Origin of the sequence: Priestia sp. AB, from assembly GCF_028369225.1 — a bacterium.
Lineage (GTDB): Bacteria > Bacillota > Bacilli > Bacillales > Bacillaceae_H > Priestia > Priestia megaterium.
The window spans coordinates 91,983-109,823 of record NZ_JAQMYN010000004.1; the positions used below are offsets into that span (position 1 = coordinate 91,983).

Here is a 17,841-nt window from a genome sequence, read left to right on the forward strand (position 1 = left end):
AGCCATATCTATGGTGTTTCAAATTTTACTGGAGTGTAATAGACACGCCCGATTAGCTTTTTTCCTTTGTTATCTTTCCAATCCGCTACGAGTATATACCGATCACTGCGAGAGGCAGAATCTACTGTAATAGCAGATGTTTTTTTTATGTCCTTTTTTTCTTCTATGTTTTCATAAATAGACTGATTACGAATTTGTTTGTAATAAAGGGCATTAGGTTTTTTACCATCTATTTTAATGGACACTTGACCACCTTCAGAGACGGGAATACTATCTTTCATAACAATTTGTCTAAAATTTTTTCGTTCGCCAAAATCAGCTTCACATTCGGTCCAGCAAAAGAATAAGGGTTTGATGATGGCTTCTTTGCCTTCGGTTATTATTTTTATAGCGGGTGGATAAGAATCTTCAAGCGTTTCAGCTGTAGGAATCTGACATGCGGCTAATGAAAACAAACTAAATAGGATAATCACCACTTTCTTCATACTATGTCCTCCCTTTTTTGTAAACGTGGTGCACGTAACCGAGTGGGTGCATAATATACTCTTTCGCCTGCAACCAAAAGATTCCTTTTATAATCAACAAAAAAACAGCTGCCTATTTGTTTAGTAGACAGCTGTTCTGTTCTATTTACTTAGCATGCTTATTTCTTTTTTCATATCTTTTTCTACATATTTCATTAAATCAGATACATAGGTTTGAAGTGGTTTTGTTGCGTCTTTGTGATCATTCATCGTTAATTCATAGATGCTATCGATATTATCAATCATCAGTTCCATATCATCGATGACGCCCGTATGCTTATACATCGTTTTCATCGTAGGATCAAGGGAAGCTAATTCATTATATTCATAGTTTATAGTATTTGAAATATCATCGAGTTCATTGATAAATTGCTTTTTGGTTTTTTTTTCGGCCATAAGCTGATTATACTCTTTAAAAGCAGTTTGAAGGTTTTTCTGAGAGGCAGTCAATACTTTCAGCTGTTCTCGTCCTAAATAATAATCATAAATACTAGTAACAGTAAAATATCCCCCAAATGTGAGCGCGATTCCGACAACCAAACCTATCCAAAACGTGCTCGTTTTAAAAAAATGTTTCATAATGACTCCTTTTATCTGTGTTCTATGTACAACACTAGCTCATGCTGCTGCTTTTTCCTAGGATACACCAAAAACGAAGTGGAAGCTACACTTTTTTTAAAAATTTGTCGAAATTTGTCTTTTTTCTCACAAACCGCAGCACATTATGTTCCATCTCTATTTCTCCATCTATATACATCAAATTCGTTAACCGCTGTAAAACCAATTTTTTCATAGGCTGGCTTTCCTGCACTTGTAGCATGCAAAATACACGTATCCGCCTGTTTTTTTGCTTCAGTAAGAACTTCCTTCAAATATGCGGTGGCCAGGCCTTTTCTCCTCATATGTCTAGCTGTAGTGATACAATACAAACCCGCTGTACCGTCATAAAAAAAGAGAGACCCAGCTACAGCTGGCCGGTTGTGATAAAGGCCCAGATATAACTGATATTGGTCAGCGTGCTGCATAAGCTCCCTAAACCTTTCAAAAAATTCAGCTTGATATTCTTTTGGTTTTTGATAGCCGTCTATATATACCGTGATCCATTCTTTCAGTTCAGCTTCTGTGCGCACTCGCTTACATTGAAACCCTTCTACTCCTGTATGTATGTATTCTTTTTCTTGAATGTGCTGAATCATTCCGATCCATTTTTCATAAGGAACAAATCCATTTTTATGAAGAACTGGACCAAGGTTATCATATGAAGATGGACCAACAATCCATAGAGGTTCCTCCCCTTGCGGAGGGCATATCCCCAACGCAGGCTCAATATGACGGGTTCCTGCATATATGCCCCGATTGTAAGGAGATGCAGAAATCCATTTAATTTCTGATGTATCCACCTTCACAGATTTCTTCGTATGCTGAAAATACATCCAATACTGAATCAAGTGCTGTTCTACTACCTCGCTTTGATTTTTTATTTTCACTTCATGTCTCCTTTCTCTTCTAAACTATGTTCCTTTTTCTATTATATACTAGTTAGTCTATTTTCTATGACTCTATCGCAGTTCTTAAATCCTTTTACAAGTTTTTTTTATTTTTTTGCTATTCCATGAATAGTTTTCTTTTAAGTGGGGTATTAACCTATATAAGCAATACATCATTAAAAAGGAGGATGATATTTATGTCATTTTTATGGGCACTTATTGTAGGTGGTATTATTGGGTGGCTTGCCGGATTAATTACGGGAAGAGACGTTCCGGGAGGTATTATTGGTAACATTATTGCCGGTTTTATCGGTTCTTGGTTAGGTTCAGCTATCTTTGGAAGCTTCGGACCGGTTGTAGGTGGATTTGCTATTATTCCTGCTATTATTGGATCAATCATCTTAGTGTTAATCGTAAGTTTCATTATGAGAAAAATGCGTGGCAGTCATAAACATGCCTAATAAATTATTATATTAGAAAAAGAACCTCTGTTAAAAAAGAGGTTCTTTTTCTATATGAAAAATTCTTAAAATTTACTATTTTTAATTTCATAATATTGAAAAATAAACCTATTAATGTTAATTTAACCATAATCACTATAGAAAAAAGAGGAATTAACATGCTGCTTTCAACCCACTCAAAAGACAAATCCATGTACCAAATACTAATAGAAGAAATCGAACAGACACGAACGTTAATGATTCAAACGGCTGTCCGTGAAGGAATGACAAGTCCTAACACACTTCAAGTTAGTCAATCATTAGATGCTTTATTAAATAAGCTTCAAATTTTCTTCTACCAATAAAAGCCTATGATATGGTTACATACTCATGGGCTTTTGTGTTGTATTAGTCCGCTTGATTAACGTGTTCCACTGCTTGGTGAAGGCTACTGAAAGTCGTAATGTCAGCCAAATCTAACCCTAAGTTCACCATCGTCTGAGCAATTTCAGCCCGAATCCCGCTTAAAACCACTTGAATTCCTAATAATCTTAAAGCACCGATTACTTTAAAAATTTGGTCCGCTACCATCGTATCAATAATTGGAACCGCGTATAAATCAATAATCAACCAATTTAGCTTGTAGTCGCTGCCGTGTTGAAGCGCATTTTCCATTAGAATTTGAGCGCGATTTGTATCTAAATCGCCAACAAGAGGAATCACGCCAATTTCTTTCGTAATGCGTACCACAGGAATTGAAAGTTCATCAATTGCATAGCGAGCCGATTGGATTTTGTGTGCAAAGTCGGTCATATATGATTTACTAACCCAGTGTACGGCCTTATCTACTACTACGTTGAAACGAGAAATAACTTGATAGAAGGCATCAAACGTAAACGTTTCAGCTTTTGCTTCTTCTTTAATAATTTCCCCGATAAGATTTCGGTAATAGCTGATTTCTTCTAATGCTACATCCAACGGAAGCTGAAGGACAACGAGTAAATTCGCTACTTCTCTTCCCCACTCCTCAAGCACTTCAAAGTTTTTTGTATCATTTGTTGAGACAGAATCAGCATATATTTGAATTAAATGAACGCGCCACGGTTCTAACTGTTGTTGAATATCTTTTTCTTCATATTTTTTTTGTTTTGAGAACTTTTCTTTTTTTTCTAGAATTAAATTCGTAATGTGTTTAAGCTTTTTATCTAATAATAATGACTCCATATTGTTCTCCCGTTAAGAATTTGTTTACTTAAAATGATATCACAAATACCGTTAAAAAAAGTAAAACTAAGGGAAAAAGCTTTAAAAAATGAACCGGATGTCCCTTTTTGCGAATAGTATGAGCTAAATTGAATCTAAAACGTACATAAGCTGAACTTCTCTCCTTCCTTTTATCGTTACTTTCACAGTGAATTCTCATACATAACTCTTCAGTTTAATGTTGGGCTATCTTAGCATATATGATAAATAGATGAAAAAATGTAAAAGGGTTTGCAGCAAGCATGTCGCATGACAGGATGTGTTTTAGGAAAGAATGAAAAGGAATTCCCTATAAAAAGGAGGTTAGGTATATGTCATTTATTTGGACGCTTATTGTTGGAGGACTTATCGGCTGGCTTGCTGGTGTGTTAACGGGACGAGATGTTCCAGGTGGAATTATCGGAAACATCATCGCTGGTTTCATTGGAGCATGGTTAGGCTCTCTAATTTTTGGAGATTTCGGTCCAGAGATCGGCGGATTCGCAATTGTTCCTGCTATTATTGGTGCTGTTATTTTAGTCTTAATTGTGAGTTTTGTTTTACGCAAAATGCGCGGAAATAACAATCATCGACATGCCTGAATGAAAAAGAGAAATCAGCGTCTTGATTTCTCTTTTTTCCTTACTTCTTGTAGTAAAATATTTTAACAATGACCTACCTGTAAGTGTAATTCTTTATTGCTACATTTAATAATTGCGGCTTGTCACCTCTCACATTTAATACTTCTACACCCTCATATCAAGCGCGTTAGTAATGAGCAGCAAGATCATCAAGCATATCGGTGAAGATAGCTTCGATATGAACAAGTGAAGTTTTAGCTTTCATTGGACATTGTTGTATAGCTGCTTTCTATTTCGGCTCTACTAATTCAATAAATGATCTTGCTTGTTTGCCCTTTAACTGTGCGTAGTGTGTATCTGTAGCTAATTCAACGGTTTCGCTTTCTAAGTTGACCCACATGCGATAAGATTGTACCTTTATATCCTTTTTTGTTTCCACCGGTTCAAAGTGAAGAATGTAGTTAGGTTTTCGAATCATTTCAGCTTTTTCTTCTCTCCATGATACATCTTTTAACCACTGCTGCACTTTCTGCACTTGATTTTGGTCTTTCATTTTAACCGCATGGCCATATTGATTATCGGCTATGTATTTTTCGATTACGAGCTTTTGTTCAACAGTACCGCTTGAAGCACTGCTTTGCTGACATCCTGTTATCACCCAACAAATAGCAATGAGAACAACTAATCCAGACCATACTTTTTTCATTTACATCTACCTTTCTTTGTGTAATTGAAATGAGATGTTCTTGCTGAATGATGCTACCAGCTGCTCGTTTTTAAATCTCTTTTTGCATTCTCCTTTCTTCATCTAAATCCCTGCTTCATTTGCTCAAAAAAACTGAATCCCCGAAAGGATCCAGTTTTTCGTTAAGATTCGACATCTTCTATGACATGAACAGCGCGAATAGCAGCGTTTACTTTTGTATGTTGAATGCGCTCTTTTGCTTCTTGTATAGTCATTGCCTCTACTTCTTGATAAAAAATCACGTTCGCCCATTCATATTCTATTGAATAATGATTTATTTTTTCCATACGGCATCCTCCTTATTGATGAACTAAAATTTGATCAATCATGCCATATTCTTTTGCTTCATCCGCTGTAAAGAATGTATCTCGATCAGTGTCTTTTTTAATTGTTGAAAGCGACTGTCCTGTTCGTTCAGACAGCAGTTCATTTAAGTGGTCTTTTAACCGCAAAATACGCTTTGCTCGAATCTCAATTTCAGCTGCTTGTCCTTTTGCTCCTCCTAGCGGCTGATGAATCATCACTTCGCTATTAGGAAGAGCAAAACGTTTACCTTTTTGACCGCCCGCTAGTAAAAATGAACCCATAGATGCCGCTAACCCTATACACAATGTGCTTACGTCTGCACGTATAAGCTGCATCGTATCAAAAATAGCCATGCCCGCTGTAATGGATCCTCCCGGTGAATTAATATAAATGCTGACATCTTTTTCTGGGTTTTCGGCATCTAAAAATAGAAGCTGAGCGATAATGCTAGTAGCCACCTCGTCCGTAACTTCACCTGTAAGCATAATCACTCGGTCGAGCAACAGCCTTGAATAAATATCATAGGCACACTCTCCTTTGCTTGTTTGTTCTACTACATATGGAGTTAAGTTCATGTGACCGCCTCTTTCTACTGAATTAGTATGAGCAAATTTTTTCACTTTTGCACTGATTTCTTGATTTAAAAACGAATTATCTACCAACTCTTCATCTGTAAATTTAATCATTAGAGAATGCCTTTTTTGCTGTATATGCAAGCTTTCATCGCGGTAAGTCACAGCAACTGCAATCTCTGCCTGTGGATATAAAACGGCCTCTTCCGTGTAGAACTCTATTAATAGAGGTTCATCGTCGATATGTTTTACTTCGATTTGCCCCTGTTCGTTTTCCCGGTATCCATTTAAGTTTGTCGTTTTAAACAGACCTTCGGGCAGCTGAATATCAATCGTGATGTTTGTTACTTTTACTTGCGAACGTTCAAATGTAATACAAAGGTGGTTCATTCCTTCTTCTTTTTCCATCACTGATTTTGCCACAGCTAATTTAATCATGCGATGAATGATCCTTTAAAATTTGAGTAACAGACTCAATTATTTTTTGCCGTACGTCCGCTGATAAATTTCGGTTCATAGCGACAAACACATCTTCATTGACTTGATGCATTTCTTGATTTTGAATTTGTTTGCTTTGGTAAAGAGGGAGCTGCGCACCGATGTTTTTTACTTCTTCATCACTCATTGAACGCAGCATTTCTTGAATCGAAGCTAGTGACTCACCTGCTTTTGATAATGTTAAAACGGCTCGAAAGTAGTGAACATGCTGATCTGTATACACGCGTTTATTCCCTGCTAGCACTAGCGGAGGAACGATCTCTATTTGCGTGTAATACCGTACCGTACGCAGGTTCAAGTCCGCACCTTCATTATTTAATAACTCCGTAATTTGCTTTCCTGTATAAGTATGCAAACAATCCCTCCTTATTAGTTACAGTTAACTGTTACACTATCATTATACTGTAAAGGTTTTTATTTTACAATTAAAACCATGGTAAATTTTAGATAACTATATAAAAAGAACGAAACAAAGAGCCCAGGTCATATATCCGGGCTCTCTTTACTAAGCGAAAAAACACCTGCGTATATTTCAAACTATTTCTCCTGATACTTCTCGTGCTACACTTTAGTTATCTTAAAAAAGGAGAGAAAATATGATGGGGAATCCACGTATAGATTGCTTAGGGTGTCGATTAGCAAATAGCCAAGAGAAATCACATATAATATTTGAAGATTCGTTTGTGACCTGCCTATTAGATCACAAGCCATTTAACGAAGGACACGTCTTAATTCTTCCTAAAACACATATAGTAGAAATTGACGAATTTGATACTGAACACATACTGGCCGTAATGAATGCAGCGAAGCTAATGACAAAAACAGTGAAGACGCTCTTTTTTTCAGATGGAGTTACTCTCTCTCAAAACGGGGGAATGTTTAACGAGTTAAATCATTTTCACATGCACGTCGTTCCGAGATATAAAGAGGAATGTTTTGGAGATTTTTATACGCAAATTCCCCAGTTTGCTGAAAAAAATGACGCTTTGGCTGCAACAGCTCAGAAAATGCGCCGCGTCATTCAGCAAATGTCTTTATAAAAAAACGGCTTCCTTATGGAAGCCGTTCTTTTTACTGACGATCAAACAATGAACTTCCTGCAATGCCAGGGTTCGTCATTTCAAATGGATTTAAAATAAGATCTAATTCCTCTTCTGTTAACACATCGTATTGAAGGCAAAGCTCACGAATTGGTTTTCCTGTTAAAATCGCTTCACGCGCAATACGCGATACGACTTCATAGCCTAAGTGAGGGTTAACAGCTGTAATAATTCCTACGCTTTTTTCTACATATTCTTTCATGCGCGTTTCATTTGCTTCAATTCCTGCTAAACAGTGATCTGTAAAGCTTCTGAAACCGTTGTTCATGATGCTGATTGATTGAAGCAAGTTAAATACAAGCACAGGTTCCATGACGTTAAGCTCCATCTGACCTGCTTCTGAAGCAAGAGAGATTGTTTGGTCATTTCCCATTACTTGAAACGCAATTTGATTGATTAATTCAGCCATAACCGGGTTTACTTTTCCTGGCATGATTGAAGAACCAGGCTGACGAGCAGGAAGGCTGATTTCTCCTAGACCTGCACGAGGTCCAGAGGCCATTAAACGCAGGTCATTTGCAATTTTAGACATATTCGTCATACAGATTTTAAGCGCTGCAGATACTTCTGTATAAGCATCTGTATTTTGAGTAGCGTCTACTAAATGCTCTGCATGCACAAGCGGCAGACCACTGATATCCGCTAAGTGTTTGACTACATTTTCAATATAGCGAGGATCTGCATTTAAGCCTGTTCCAACAGCTGTCGCCCCCATATTTACTTCATGCAAGTGGTCACGCGTTGCGCTGATACGCTTAATGTCGCGCGCTAACACGCGACTGTATGCTTCAAACTCTTGACCAAGACGAACGGGTACAGCATCTTGAAGGTGCGTACGGCCCATTTTAATTACATGATCAAATTCTTGCGCTTTTCGTTTAAACACATCATGCATGTCATTCATTGTAACAAGAAGTTTATTTAATAAGTTCAGCGTTGAAATATGGATAGCCGTTGGAAATACATCATTTGTTGACTGAGACATATTCACATGGCTGTTAGGACTTAATTTCCCATATTCCCCTTTGTTATTTCCCATAATTTCAAGAGCACGGTTCGCAATAACTTCATTGGCATTCATATTCATTGACGTTCCTGCTCCGCCTTGAATAGGGTCAACAATAAAGTATTCATGCCACTGACCTGCTAAAATCTCATCAGCTGCTTGAACAATTGCATTTCCAATACCTTCATATAAGCGCTTTGTATCCATATTTGCAAGCGCTGCCGCTTTTTTTACAATAGCAAGCGCTTTAATCATTTCTTCATGTACTTTATAACCCGTAATCGGAAAATTTTCTACGGCACGTGCGGTTTGTACACCGTAATATACGTCTGCTGGGATTTGTTTTTCTCCTAGAAAATCAGCTTCTGTACGATATCCTGCTGTTTCTTGTTTCATAGCTGTACCTGCTTTCTTTTTTAATTAATATCTTCTGCAATCGATGTTTCCATCATCTTTTTAACTTGGTGAGGATCTTTGGTTTGTCCGAGCACCCACATTAATTTAGGAACAATGGCTTCTGTGTTCATGTTTTTTGAGCGAACGACGCTGTCATGATTAATCATTCGGCCCACTTCATAAATGCCCATGTCTTCTCCTTCTTCAAGACACTGAGTCGTAATGACAACGGATACACCATGGTTTGTTAACTCAACAAGCTTGGCTAAAATGTTGCGAACTTGAAATGGAATACCTCCACTTCCATAGCTTTCAACAACAACGCCTTGATATACATCCTTTAATCCATCGAAAAATTCGGGTTTAATGCCGGGAAACAGTTTAACAACCGCTACATCCGTACAAAGAGATGTATTAACCGTCAACTCTTCTTTACTAGAGTGAACGGATTTTGTATATTCCACCGTATTATCATGAATAGACGCCACGTATGGATAATTAATGCTTTCAAATGCATCATAGCTTTTTGTACGAAGCTTGATTGCTCTTGTACCTTGAATCACACGACCGTCAAAGATTACATAAACTCCGCCTGTTTCTTCACATGCAAAGCGAATCGCATCTGCAATGTTGCGCTTCGCGTCCGTTTTACTAAATGAAATAGGAATTTGAGATCCGGTAATCGCAATTGGTTTTTTAGAATGCTGAAGCATGTAAGAAAGAGCTGCCGATGTGTAGGCCATTGTATCAGTTCCATGGGTAATAACAAAACCATCGTATTCATTATAATGCTCTTCAATCGCTTTTGCCATCTCTATCCAACATTCTGGCTGCATATTTGTACTATCAAGATTCATAAGAGATTTGCTGTCAATTTGACAGTGTTCATTTAAATCAGGTATGTAGCTTAGTAATTGATCTGGCTCCATTCCAGGAACAAGTCCATTTTCACCTTCAAGTGAAGCGACCGTTCCACCAGTTGATAACAATAATAGTTTTTTCAAAACTGACATCCCCTTTGCTTAATTTTTGTAAAAAAACCTGACAATCTATCAAATAAATTATATTCATTTCGCGTACTTCACCTGTAATTATAGTAACCAAAAATCAATAAATCAAGAGAAAAATTATTCGTTTCGCGTACACTTTTCTCTGCAGCAATGATATAATGAATAAAAATGTAAATTAGCTCACGGTTTGATTACAAAGATCTGCGCGCGAGCTGAATGCCTCGGTTTTTTACATACTACACCTACAAAGGAGCGTCATGAATGTTAAGCAGATTAGCTCAACTCAGGAAAGAAAAAAAATGGTCTCTTCAATATACAGCTGACCAGCTTGAAATTGCTAAAAGCACCTACGCAGGATACGAATCTGGCTATCGTCGTCCTTCTCTTGAAGCACTCGTTACAATCGCAGAACTATTTGATACATCAACAGACTACTTGCTAGGTAAGGAAAAGGAACCTCACTCTCTTTCAGATGCACCCATCGAATTAACATCGCCTCAAACTCATACGATTACGGTCGACGGTGCGGAACTATCTCAAGAAGAAATTCAGCAGCTGACGGCTTTTATTCGTGCTAAAAGACAAATTGAAAAAGAAACTGCACCTTCTTCAATTTAAAGAAGATTAGAAGCAGGGTGCTTCTAATCTTCTAGCTGCATTTCTAAATACCCTACTACTTCTTTTGTTATTTCCTCTTCTGTTTCTTCCAGCAGCTCGCCGGTTATCTTGCTGCCTGGGAGCTTCCTCGAAGAACGGATGCCCCAAAACATGCGTACACAGTGCCAGATAGGAATAAAAAGACTGTCTAAAAACTCATCTTTTTCCAAAATACCCACTTGAATAGTGGCGTGGTAACCGGGCTGAAAAGGATTTTCCCCTTCACGGATTACTTCTACAGAAATCTCCATCCCTTTTTTTTCAAAAGCTTCTTTATATTGTGCATATATTGATTTGAGAAGTTCTTGCATAGATTTTTCAACTGTATGTATATGTTGTTCTAACTGCGGCGTAAATTGTTTTGCTGTGTATTCCATCTATTTCCCTCTTCTTTCGGTTCCCTATCCCTTATTTTAGCGACTTTCATTTTATTGTATCATAAGAAAAGCTTTTATCTGTCTAGCAGAAAACCCCGCTTTTTTATAGAAAAGCAGGGTTCATACATACCTTTATTAGCAATAGCCTACATTGCTTTATCTTGTTTAGAAGATGATTTTAATTTCTTATTTTTAGTTGGATCTGGCTCATTAGAAGACATGATGATGTTTCCTTCGCCGTTGCACACTTTGCACTTTATCAATCCAAATTTCTTACCGGCTCCTTGGCATTGTGGACAAACATATCGAATTGGCATAAACTGTACCTTCCTTCTTTCTAATTTATACCTGCGCCTTGAAAGCGCCTGTGGCTAGTTTATAGTTTTATTATAAGTTGTACAATCCACCCTATCAAGACGTGCCAAATTGCACATCTTTAATGGCAAGAAATCCTTCCTTTCTAAAATTCACCTGAAAAATGAGTCGATAGACAGGAAAATTTCTTTTCTTGTCAAAAGGCAATACGTCAGAGGAAGTTTCTTATTGGATATAATTAGCGATTGTTTGCGCTGAAAATTTTGCGCTTTTTCGCGAAGTTATAGGTTAAACAACCGTTTTATCTCGAATTTCTTTTGAAATGGTTACGTCTTTCCAAAGCTGTTCGTATTTATAACCCGTTAAACTTTCACAAACCGCTTTCGCTTCAGGAGTAACGTCTTTCGCTCGGCCTCCCTTTTTTCTTCTTTGAATTTCAGTTAATAAGATTTTGTGATTTTCCGGACTTATTTTAAACCATATGGTTGCGATAATTCCAGCGAGAATCAAAATAGCAGGTACAATCATGAACAGCTTTTGCAAGCCGGCTAGCGTAGACGCTGACTGCTCGGCGTTTGGTACATAGCCAATATCCTTTAAGGCAACACCAACAAGAAAAATCGCAAGCGCCTGAGAAGATTTTCGAATAAACGACATCAGCCCTGCATACACGCCTTCTCTTCTTTTTGTCGTAATCATTTCATCTACATCTGATACGAACGGCAGTACATTCCATGGAATCATAATCGCTCCAGAATGACCGCTTCCTAAGAAAAATGCTGCTAAGTAAATAAGAACTAAAGAGCTGTCTGTTGTTAGGAAACTGAATAAAACAATGCCCGTTCCCCAGATGATCATGCTGAAGTTATAGGTTAATTTATTTCCTAACTTAATGGCTATGTACGTAACAAGAGGAATAAATAGCACTTGTGTAATTTGCACAAAGCTTAGGGTGTCTGCATAAATAGCTTCGCGCAGCATGTAATAGGCAATAAAATAAAAGAAAAGAGCATTAAATACATCCATTGCAATGTAAGATGCTAAGTACATGGCAAGATACACGTTAAACGACTTATTTTTAAATGCACTTCCAAAACTGATAAAAAGCTGCTTAAATTCTAACCAAAATCCGCTTTTCTTTTTTCGTTCCACTACTTCTCCGCTATCCCAAGTTCCTTTATAGACAAAAATCCATGGAAGAGCAAAAAGAAGACCAAAGATAATGCCCATGATTAAATATCCTTGTCCACCTGGAAACGCATCAATGATTCGTTTTGGGAAGAAAGCGCCTAAAAATGAAGCGCCTTGTGAAAAGACCATGCGTATTCCCGTCATTTTCGAACGAATACTATAATCTGTCGTCATCTCCGCTGCTAGCGTATTGTAAGGAACCATGACCATACCAAACGCCGTGTTAAATAAAAGATAAGCTAAGATAAAATAGGTGTATTTGAACATATGCGAGCCTTCAATAGGAATCCACAGCATACTGAACGTGATGGCAACTGGAATGATTCCAAAAAGAAAAAAGACTCTTCTTCGTCCTTTTTTTGTCTGAAGATGATCAGATATGTACCCAATGGTTGGATCTAACAAAGCATCCCACACTTTTCCAAGAGCTACAATCGTTCCTGCTTCTACAGGAGAAAGCCCGACTACATCCGTTAAAAAAACCATAAATAATGTGCCGATAATAAAAAAGGATCCTCCGCCAAACAAATCCCCAAATCCATACGCTACCATATTACGAAAGCGCACTTGTTTTGTTTTCCCTTGCATATGCAGCCCTCCCCCTGAGTAAATAGACTAGCTTCCTTTGTTATTCACTTTTTTCTATTTTACTAAACTACCCCTTGAAAAATAAGGAATATGTCACCTTTTCTACTCAAAAGAATAAGATACTTCTTGATCATATAAATAGAAAAAGCGCTGGGTAAACCGTTCTTTTTTATACTCTATTATAAGTTGACTTTTTTTCACAGCTGTTATAATTCAACCCATTGCTTGTTATTCAACTATAAAATGCAAACTTGAACATTTGACATCTGAGCTGTGACGAATAAAATAATAAGTATGAAACCTATTGATATCTTTAAAGCATTATCTAATGAAACTCGATTAAATATATTGGAGTGGTTAAAAGAACCTGAAAAGCATTTTAAAGACAAACAAGCACATTTGCCTAAGGAGGTCAGCAGCAGAGGCGGTGTTTGCGTGGGAGATATTCAGGAAAAAGCTCAGCTGTCTCAGTCCACAGTTTCTAGTTATCTTTCCATGATGCAAAAAGCAGGTTTGTTAGAGTCAATTCGGCACGGTCAATGGACATACTATCGCCGAAATGAAGAAACGCTTCAAGAGCTTTCTTCATTCTTACGAAAAAAACTTTAACGAGTTTTTTTCACTTATTATATCTATTTTTCTAGATATATAAATATAAAGAAATATTGGAGTGATAAACGTGAAGTTGTTGGTTTATTTGGTTGCGGTTCTAGGCGGAGCTGCTTTAAGTATGGAAGGCGCTATTGCCGGAGAACTTGGAAAAACAGTGGGGAAACTTGAAAGCAGTTATTATATTTTTATCATGGGAACGCTCATTTTAGGTCTGACCACTTTATTTGCTGGAAAAGGAGATTTACCTTACGTCTTAAAAGCACCTAAGTGGAATTTAACCGGCGGTTTATTAGGTACGATTTATTTAACAATTCTAGTGATTAGTATCCCCTTTATTGGAATTGGCGTTTCAATGGTTGCTGTTATTGTGGGTCAAATGATTACAAGCATGATCATTGAGCATTTTGGTTGGCTTGGCAGCAGTAAAATTAAAATTAACAAAGAACGCGTAATGGCTATTGTATGTATGGGAATTGCGCTTGTACTTATTTTCTAGGAGGGTTTTACGATGAGTTTATTGATGGTGATACTTACCTTAATAGGAGGATTAACGCTAAGCGCTCAGTCTTCTATTAACGGGACACTAAGTAAAAAAACAGGTACGTTTGAAACAGCTTTTTTAACCTTTGCGACAGGTGCCATGATTTTAACAATTGTCGTTGTGTTCTTTGGTCAAGGAAACATTCTCTCGGTTTTCGATGTCCCTAAATGGCAGCTTACCTGCGCTTTATTCGGAGCATCTTATTTATTTCTAACGGTTTTAGCTGTACCTAAAATTGGTGTAACAGCAGCTAATATCTCAACTGTTATCGGTCAGTTATTTGCAAGTATGATTATCGACCATTTTGGCTGGTTTGGAAGTAAGGAAGTACCCTTTGATCTATCCCGCTGGATTGGTGTAGCATTTATGTTATTAGCTCTTTATTTTATTTTTAAAAGCAATAAGAAAACAGCAGCATAAAATGTTCATGAAAATAGCCAAGTGCCCCTATGTAAAGGCGCACTTGGCTATTTTTTGTACGTAAACCACATTTGAATTTTCAATCAATTATTTAGAACATATTTTATTTAAACTAAATTGATTTTAAATAAGGTAAATTCCACAAAAAAAATTGTGCATACCTTCCTGCCTTTGTTCAAAAGATAAAGAGGCAGATTTAGAAAATCAGCTACATAAACGAACAGGTAAGGTGGGTTTTTTCGTGGGAAAATTTTTATTTTTAGCAGCATTTGTCTTTTTTTGTTTTACGCTTTCCATTTCCGCAGAAGAAAATATACCAGAAGAAAATATAGAATCACACGTAAGTCAGCCTGTTGTAAAAGATTTTATTTATCAATCTCTTGAACCTTGGGTACATCAAGATATTACTTCTCATTATGAGAAGGTTTACGGTAAACAGCATAAAAAAGTAAAAGTTCGCCCTATTAAAAAAGATGATATCGGGATACAAATGGGTGAAATACAGCCCGGCAAAGGCGGTAAGTTCACTCATATTGTGCGGGTGAAAATCTTAAACTTAAAAGTAAAACCCGAGGGAGAAGATGAATTTTTTGCAACGGATACGCTTATTTATAAAGTGAATATCAACGAACTTTCTGCTGAAAATGATGTAGAAAACGTCGTAAAACTACTCGAGTATAAACATCAAGAAAGATAAAATTCCAACTCTCCCCCTTTTGAAGGTATTTATTCCTCTATTCAAAAGGGGCTTTATTATGAAGCGCGTTTTCTCTTCACATATTTAGGGAATATAACTATCACTTATCCCCTAATTTTTTCATATTGCTAGTGCATAAGATATGAACTTGATAACTTTTTGTCGGTTTTTATCTATTTTTGTAGGGTTTCCTGTAGGATGAAAAAGAAAGTAAAGCGCTTTAATTACCGTGACAGAAAGGTTGAGGATAGCTTTCCTGCATAGCTGGAAATAAATAGGCATTAAGAACTACCTGTAACGACAAAAGTTGACAACCAAAGATTTCAGAATAATAATAATAAAGCAACAATGTTTAAATGAAAGACTTATTTTACATGAAAGGTGTTAGTCAGATGAACAATTTACATCGAAGAATGGGAACATTCGCGTTAACCATGACGGGACTTGGATCAATTATTGGTTCCGGCTGGTTATTTGGAGCGTGGCGAGCAGCTCAAATTGCAGGGCCGGCTGCTATTTTATCATGGGTCATTGGAATGGTTGTTATTTTATTTATTGCACTTTCTTACAGTGAATTAGGATCCATGTTTCCCGAAGCCGGCGGGATGGTCAAGTATACGCAGTACTCACACGGTTCGTTTATTGGTTTTATCGCTGCTTGGGCAAACTGGATTGCGATTGTATCCGTTATTCCAGTCGAAGCAGTAGCTTCTGTACAGTATATGAGTTCGTGGCCTTGGAAGTGGGCACAGTGGACAAGCCACCTCGTAGAAAAAGGAACGTTAACTGGCGAAGGATTAGCTATCGCTACTGTGCTATTGATTATTTACTTTTTACTGAATTATTGGACAGTTGGACTATTTTCCAAGGCCAACTCGTTAATCACTATTTTTAAAATTGTTATACCGGGACTTACAATTGGAGCACTTTTATTTGTCGGCTTTCACGGCGAGAACTTCACTTCTGGAAGCAGCATCGCACCAAACGGCTGGGCTAGTGTGCTAACAGCTGTTGCTACATCTGGAATTGTATTCGCTTTTAACGGCTTTCAAAGCCCTATTAATATGGCTGGAGAAGCAAAGAATCCTGGGAGATCTATTCCAATTGCGGTTGTAGGCTCAATTTTAGTGGCTACAGTCATTTATTTGCTTCTTCAAATTGCTTTTATCGGTGCGGTAAACCCTTCTGATATTGCGAAGGGATGGAGTCATTTAAATTTTAACTCTCCATTTGCAGATTTAGCCATTGCCCTTAATATTAACTGGCTTGTAATTGTCCTGTATGCAGATGCGTTTGTTTCACCATCTGGAACAGGTATTACGTATACAGCTACTACTGCTCGAATGATTTATGGTATGGAACAAAATAAATATTTGCCAAGTGTTCTAGGACGTCTTCATCCTATTTATGGTGTTCCGCGTCAAGCCATGTTTTTTAACTTAGCTGTTGCTCTTGTCTTTTTGTTTTTATTTCGGGGCTGGGGCGTGCTTGCTGAAATTATTTCAGTCGCTACGCTTATTTCTTACATTACAGGTCCTGTTACGGTTATGACGCTAAGACGAACTGGAAGCGATTTATATCGTCCCCTTCGTTTAAAAGGATTAAGCATTATTGCGCCGCTCGGCTTTATTTTTGCTTCATTAACGCTATATTGGGCACGCTGGCCGCTAACTGGACAAGTTTTGTTTATTATTTTAATCGGCCTGCCTATTTATTTTTATTATCAAGCAAAGGCTAAATGGAAGGGATTCCGCCAGAACTTCAAAGGTGGCGTATGGATGGTTGTATACTTACTGTGTATGATGACTATTTCATGGCTTGGAAGCGAAAAGTTTGGGGGCCTTAACGTTATTAAATATGGATGGGATATGGGAATTATTGTTGTTGTTTCTCTTCTCTTCTACACATGGGCTTTAAAAAGCGGCTTCAAAACAGAGTATTTAGAGAATGGAAGAAAAGTAAATGACAGCTTAAAAGCAGCAGCGGCTGAAACAGCCGCTTCCAAAGAGTCATAACAAAAGCACCTTGCATGAGCAAGGTGCTTTTTAGTGAGCAGTTTTAACTTTTTTCAGCACGTCTTCGATCGTAATTTGATCTAAATGCCTAATTACACTTTGCTCAGTCTCTGTAAAAATGTCGTCCATCACTGTTTGAATGTTTGATTTGACAATACAGTCAGCGTCAGGGTCGCCGCTGCACCAGTGAGGCTTCAGCGTTCCTGTCGATATAACTCGGTAAATCACCCCAAGACTTATTTCAGCAGGGCTGCAGCCTAAAGTATAACCGCCGCCTAGCCCTTCTTTTGTCCGAACCAAGTTGTTTTTTCTGAGTGTACTCATTATTTTCCGAACCCGTGCAGGATTGGTACAGATATTATAAGCAATCGATTCACTGCTTGCTCGGTGATCTGGTAAATTTGCTAGGAACACTAAGCTGTGCACGGCAATGGTAAATTCACTGTTCATCTTCCATAAACCACCTTTTTTCTTTCTCTACTGTAACGTTAAGTGACACAGTTCAAAAAGTCAAGAGAGCA

General features: G+C 37.5%; 24 protein-coding genes. 10 read left to right on the forward strand and 14 right to left on the reverse strand.

What is annotated here, in order from left to right; genetic code table 11:
- Window positions 1–8 precede the first annotated feature (8 nt).
- The 3 genes from POF52_RS13420 to POF52_RS13430 all read right to left on the reverse strand — a co-directional run bounded on the left by POF52_RS13420 (window position 9) and on the right by POF52_RS13430 (window position 2,011).
- Complete coding sequence (locus POF52_RS13420) at window positions 9–485, reverse strand: hypothetical protein (RefSeq protein WP_271993154.1); 477 nt, start codon at window positions 483–485, stop codon at window positions 9–11.
- Between the two features lie 141 nt (window positions 486–626).
- Entirely contained in the window at window positions 627–1,103 is a 477-nt protein-coding gene (locus POF52_RS13425) for a hypothetical protein (protein WP_271993155.1), read from the reverse strand.
- Window positions 1,104–1,246: 143 nt separating this feature from the next.
- A complete protein-coding gene (locus POF52_RS13430) occupies window positions 1,247–2,011 on the reverse strand; it encodes a GNAT family N-acetyltransferase (protein WP_271993156.1) in 765 nt (254 codons plus the stop codon).
- A 197-nt stretch (window positions 2,012–2,208) separates the two neighbouring features.
- On the opposite strand from POF52_RS13430, the gene POF52_RS13435 reads away from it, so the two are divergent.
- Entirely contained in the window at window positions 2,209–2,472 is a 264-nt protein-coding gene (locus POF52_RS13435) for a GlsB/YeaQ/YmgE family stress response membrane protein (protein ID WP_013083841.1), read from the forward strand.
- A gap of 158 nt (window positions 2,473–2,630) precedes the next feature.
- Window positions 2,631–2,816 (forward strand): aspartyl-phosphate phosphatase Spo0E family protein, encoded by a 186-nt coding sequence (locus POF52_RS13440; protein ID WP_013057763.1) that lies wholly within the window; start codon window positions 2,631–2,633, stop codon window positions 2,814–2,816.
- Window positions 2,817–2,859: 43 nt separating this feature from the next.
- On the opposite strand, the gene POF52_RS13445 is transcribed toward POF52_RS13440, so the two are convergent.
- The gene (locus POF52_RS13445; protein WP_271993157.1) at window positions 2,860–3,675 is read right to left on the reverse strand and encodes an STAS domain-containing protein; all 816 of its coding nucleotides are present in this window, start codon (window positions 3,673–3,675) and stop codon (window positions 2,860–2,862) included.
- Between the two features lie 350 nt (window positions 3,676–4,025).
- Between POF52_RS13445 and POF52_RS13450 the strand changes: the two genes are divergently transcribed.
- The gene (locus POF52_RS13450) at window positions 4,026–4,295 is read left to right on the forward strand and encodes a GlsB/YeaQ/YmgE family stress response membrane protein (protein ID WP_013083843.1); all 270 of its coding nucleotides are present in this window, start codon (window positions 4,026–4,028) and stop codon (window positions 4,293–4,295) included.
- 268 nt (window positions 4,296–4,563) lie between these two features.
- Here the strand turns inward: POF52_RS13450 and POF52_RS13455 are convergent, their stop codons facing one another.
- From POF52_RS13455 to POF52_RS13470, 4 genes are all read right to left on the reverse strand, one after another.
- Complete coding sequence (locus POF52_RS13455) at window positions 4,564–4,980, reverse strand: hypothetical protein (RefSeq protein ID WP_271993158.1); 417 nt, start codon at window positions 4,978–4,980, stop codon at window positions 4,564–4,566.
- A gap of 161 nt (window positions 4,981–5,141) precedes the next feature.
- Window positions 5,142–5,306 (reverse strand): hypothetical protein, encoded by a 165-nt coding sequence (locus tag POF52_RS13460; protein WP_271993159.1) that lies wholly within the window; start codon window positions 5,304–5,306, stop codon window positions 5,142–5,144.
- A gap of 12 nt (window positions 5,307–5,318) precedes the next feature.
- Window positions 5,319–5,900 (reverse strand): ATP-dependent Clp endopeptidase proteolytic subunit ClpP, encoded by a 582-nt coding sequence (gene clpP, locus POF52_RS13465; protein ID WP_271993427.1) that lies wholly within the window; start codon window positions 5,898–5,900, stop codon window positions 5,319–5,321.
- A 427-nt stretch (window positions 5,901–6,327) separates the two neighbouring features.
- The gene (locus POF52_RS13470) at window positions 6,328–6,750 is read right to left on the reverse strand and encodes a MerR family transcriptional regulator (RefSeq protein WP_271993160.1); all 423 of its coding nucleotides are present in this window, start codon (window positions 6,748–6,750) and stop codon (window positions 6,328–6,330) included.
- A gap of 241 nt (window positions 6,751–6,991) precedes the next feature.
- On the opposite strand from POF52_RS13470, the gene POF52_RS13475 reads away from it, so the two are divergent.
- A complete protein-coding gene (locus tag POF52_RS13475; protein WP_271993161.1) occupies window positions 6,992–7,435 on the forward strand; it encodes an HIT family protein in 444 nt (147 codons plus the stop codon).
- Window positions 7,436–7,466: 31 nt separating this feature from the next.
- Here the strand turns inward: POF52_RS13475 and aspA are convergent, their stop codons facing one another.
- Window positions 7,467–8,897, reverse strand: a complete 1,431-nt coding sequence (gene aspA, locus POF52_RS13480) for an aspartate ammonia-lyase (RefSeq protein ID WP_013057771.1) — start codon at window positions 8,895–8,897, stop codon at window positions 7,467–7,469.
- A 20-nt stretch (window positions 8,898–8,917) separates the two neighbouring features.
- Window positions 8,918–9,901, reverse strand: coding sequence for an asparaginase (locus POF52_RS13485; protein ID WP_034650732.1), 984 nt, complete (start codon window positions 9,899–9,901; stop codon window positions 8,918–8,920).
- A gap of 267 nt (window positions 9,902–10,168) precedes the next feature.
- Here POF52_RS13485 and POF52_RS13490 point away from each other — a divergent pair, with 267 nt between their 5' ends.
- Complete coding sequence (locus POF52_RS13490; protein ID WP_013057773.1) at window positions 10,169–10,525, forward strand: helix-turn-helix domain-containing protein; 357 nt, start codon at window positions 10,169–10,171, stop codon at window positions 10,523–10,525.
- 23 nt (window positions 10,526–10,548) lie between these two features.
- On the opposite strand, the gene POF52_RS13495 is transcribed toward POF52_RS13490, so the two are convergent.
- From POF52_RS13495 to POF52_RS13505, 3 genes are all read right to left on the reverse strand, one after another.
- Window positions 10,549–10,941: a hypothetical protein gene (locus POF52_RS13495; RefSeq protein WP_271993162.1), complete on the reverse strand. Its 393-nt coding sequence runs from the start codon at window positions 10,939–10,941 to the stop codon at window positions 10,549–10,551.
- A 146-nt stretch (window positions 10,942–11,087) separates the two neighbouring features.
- The gene (locus POF52_RS13500; RefSeq protein WP_013083852.1) at window positions 11,088–11,258 is read right to left on the reverse strand and encodes a hypothetical protein; all 171 of its coding nucleotides are present in this window, start codon (window positions 11,256–11,258) and stop codon (window positions 11,088–11,090) included.
- 286 nt (window positions 11,259–11,544) lie between these two features.
- Window positions 11,545–13,035, reverse strand: coding sequence for an MFS transporter (locus tag POF52_RS13505; protein WP_013083853.1), 1,491 nt, complete (start codon window positions 13,033–13,035; stop codon window positions 11,545–11,547).
- A 294-nt stretch (window positions 13,036–13,329) separates the two neighbouring features.
- Here POF52_RS13505 and POF52_RS13510 point away from each other — a divergent pair, with 294 nt between their 5' ends.
- From POF52_RS13510 to POF52_RS13530, 5 genes are all read left to right on the forward strand, one after another.
- Window positions 13,330–13,644, forward strand: coding sequence for an ArsR/SmtB family transcription factor (locus POF52_RS13510; RefSeq protein ID WP_013083854.1), 315 nt, complete (start codon window positions 13,330–13,332; stop codon window positions 13,642–13,644).
- Between the two features lie 70 nt (window positions 13,645–13,714).
- The gene (locus POF52_RS13515; RefSeq protein ID WP_129710478.1) at window positions 13,715–14,143 is read left to right on the forward strand and encodes a DMT family transporter; all 429 of its coding nucleotides are present in this window, start codon (window positions 13,715–13,717) and stop codon (window positions 14,141–14,143) included.
- Window positions 14,144–14,155: 12 nt separating this feature from the next.
- Window positions 14,156–14,608, forward strand: a complete 453-nt coding sequence (locus POF52_RS13520) for a DMT family transporter (RefSeq protein WP_016764763.1) — start codon at window positions 14,156–14,158, stop codon at window positions 14,606–14,608.
- 241 nt (window positions 14,609–14,849) lie between these two features.
- Window positions 14,850–15,305 (forward strand): hypothetical protein, encoded by a 456-nt coding sequence (locus tag POF52_RS13525; RefSeq protein WP_014459377.1) that lies wholly within the window; start codon window positions 14,850–14,852, stop codon window positions 15,303–15,305.
- Window positions 15,306–15,697: 392 nt separating this feature from the next.
- Complete coding sequence (locus POF52_RS13530) at window positions 15,698–17,320, forward strand: APC family permease (RefSeq protein ID WP_016764764.1); 1,623 nt, start codon at window positions 15,698–15,700, stop codon at window positions 17,318–17,320.
- A 30-nt stretch (window positions 17,321–17,350) separates the two neighbouring features.
- Here the strand turns inward: POF52_RS13530 and POF52_RS13535 are convergent, their stop codons facing one another.
- Window positions 17,351–17,770: an Rrf2 family transcriptional regulator gene (locus POF52_RS13535; protein ID WP_271993163.1), complete on the reverse strand. Its 420-nt coding sequence runs from the start codon at window positions 17,768–17,770 to the stop codon at window positions 17,351–17,353.
- Between the last annotated feature and the right edge of the window lie 71 nt (window positions 17,771–17,841).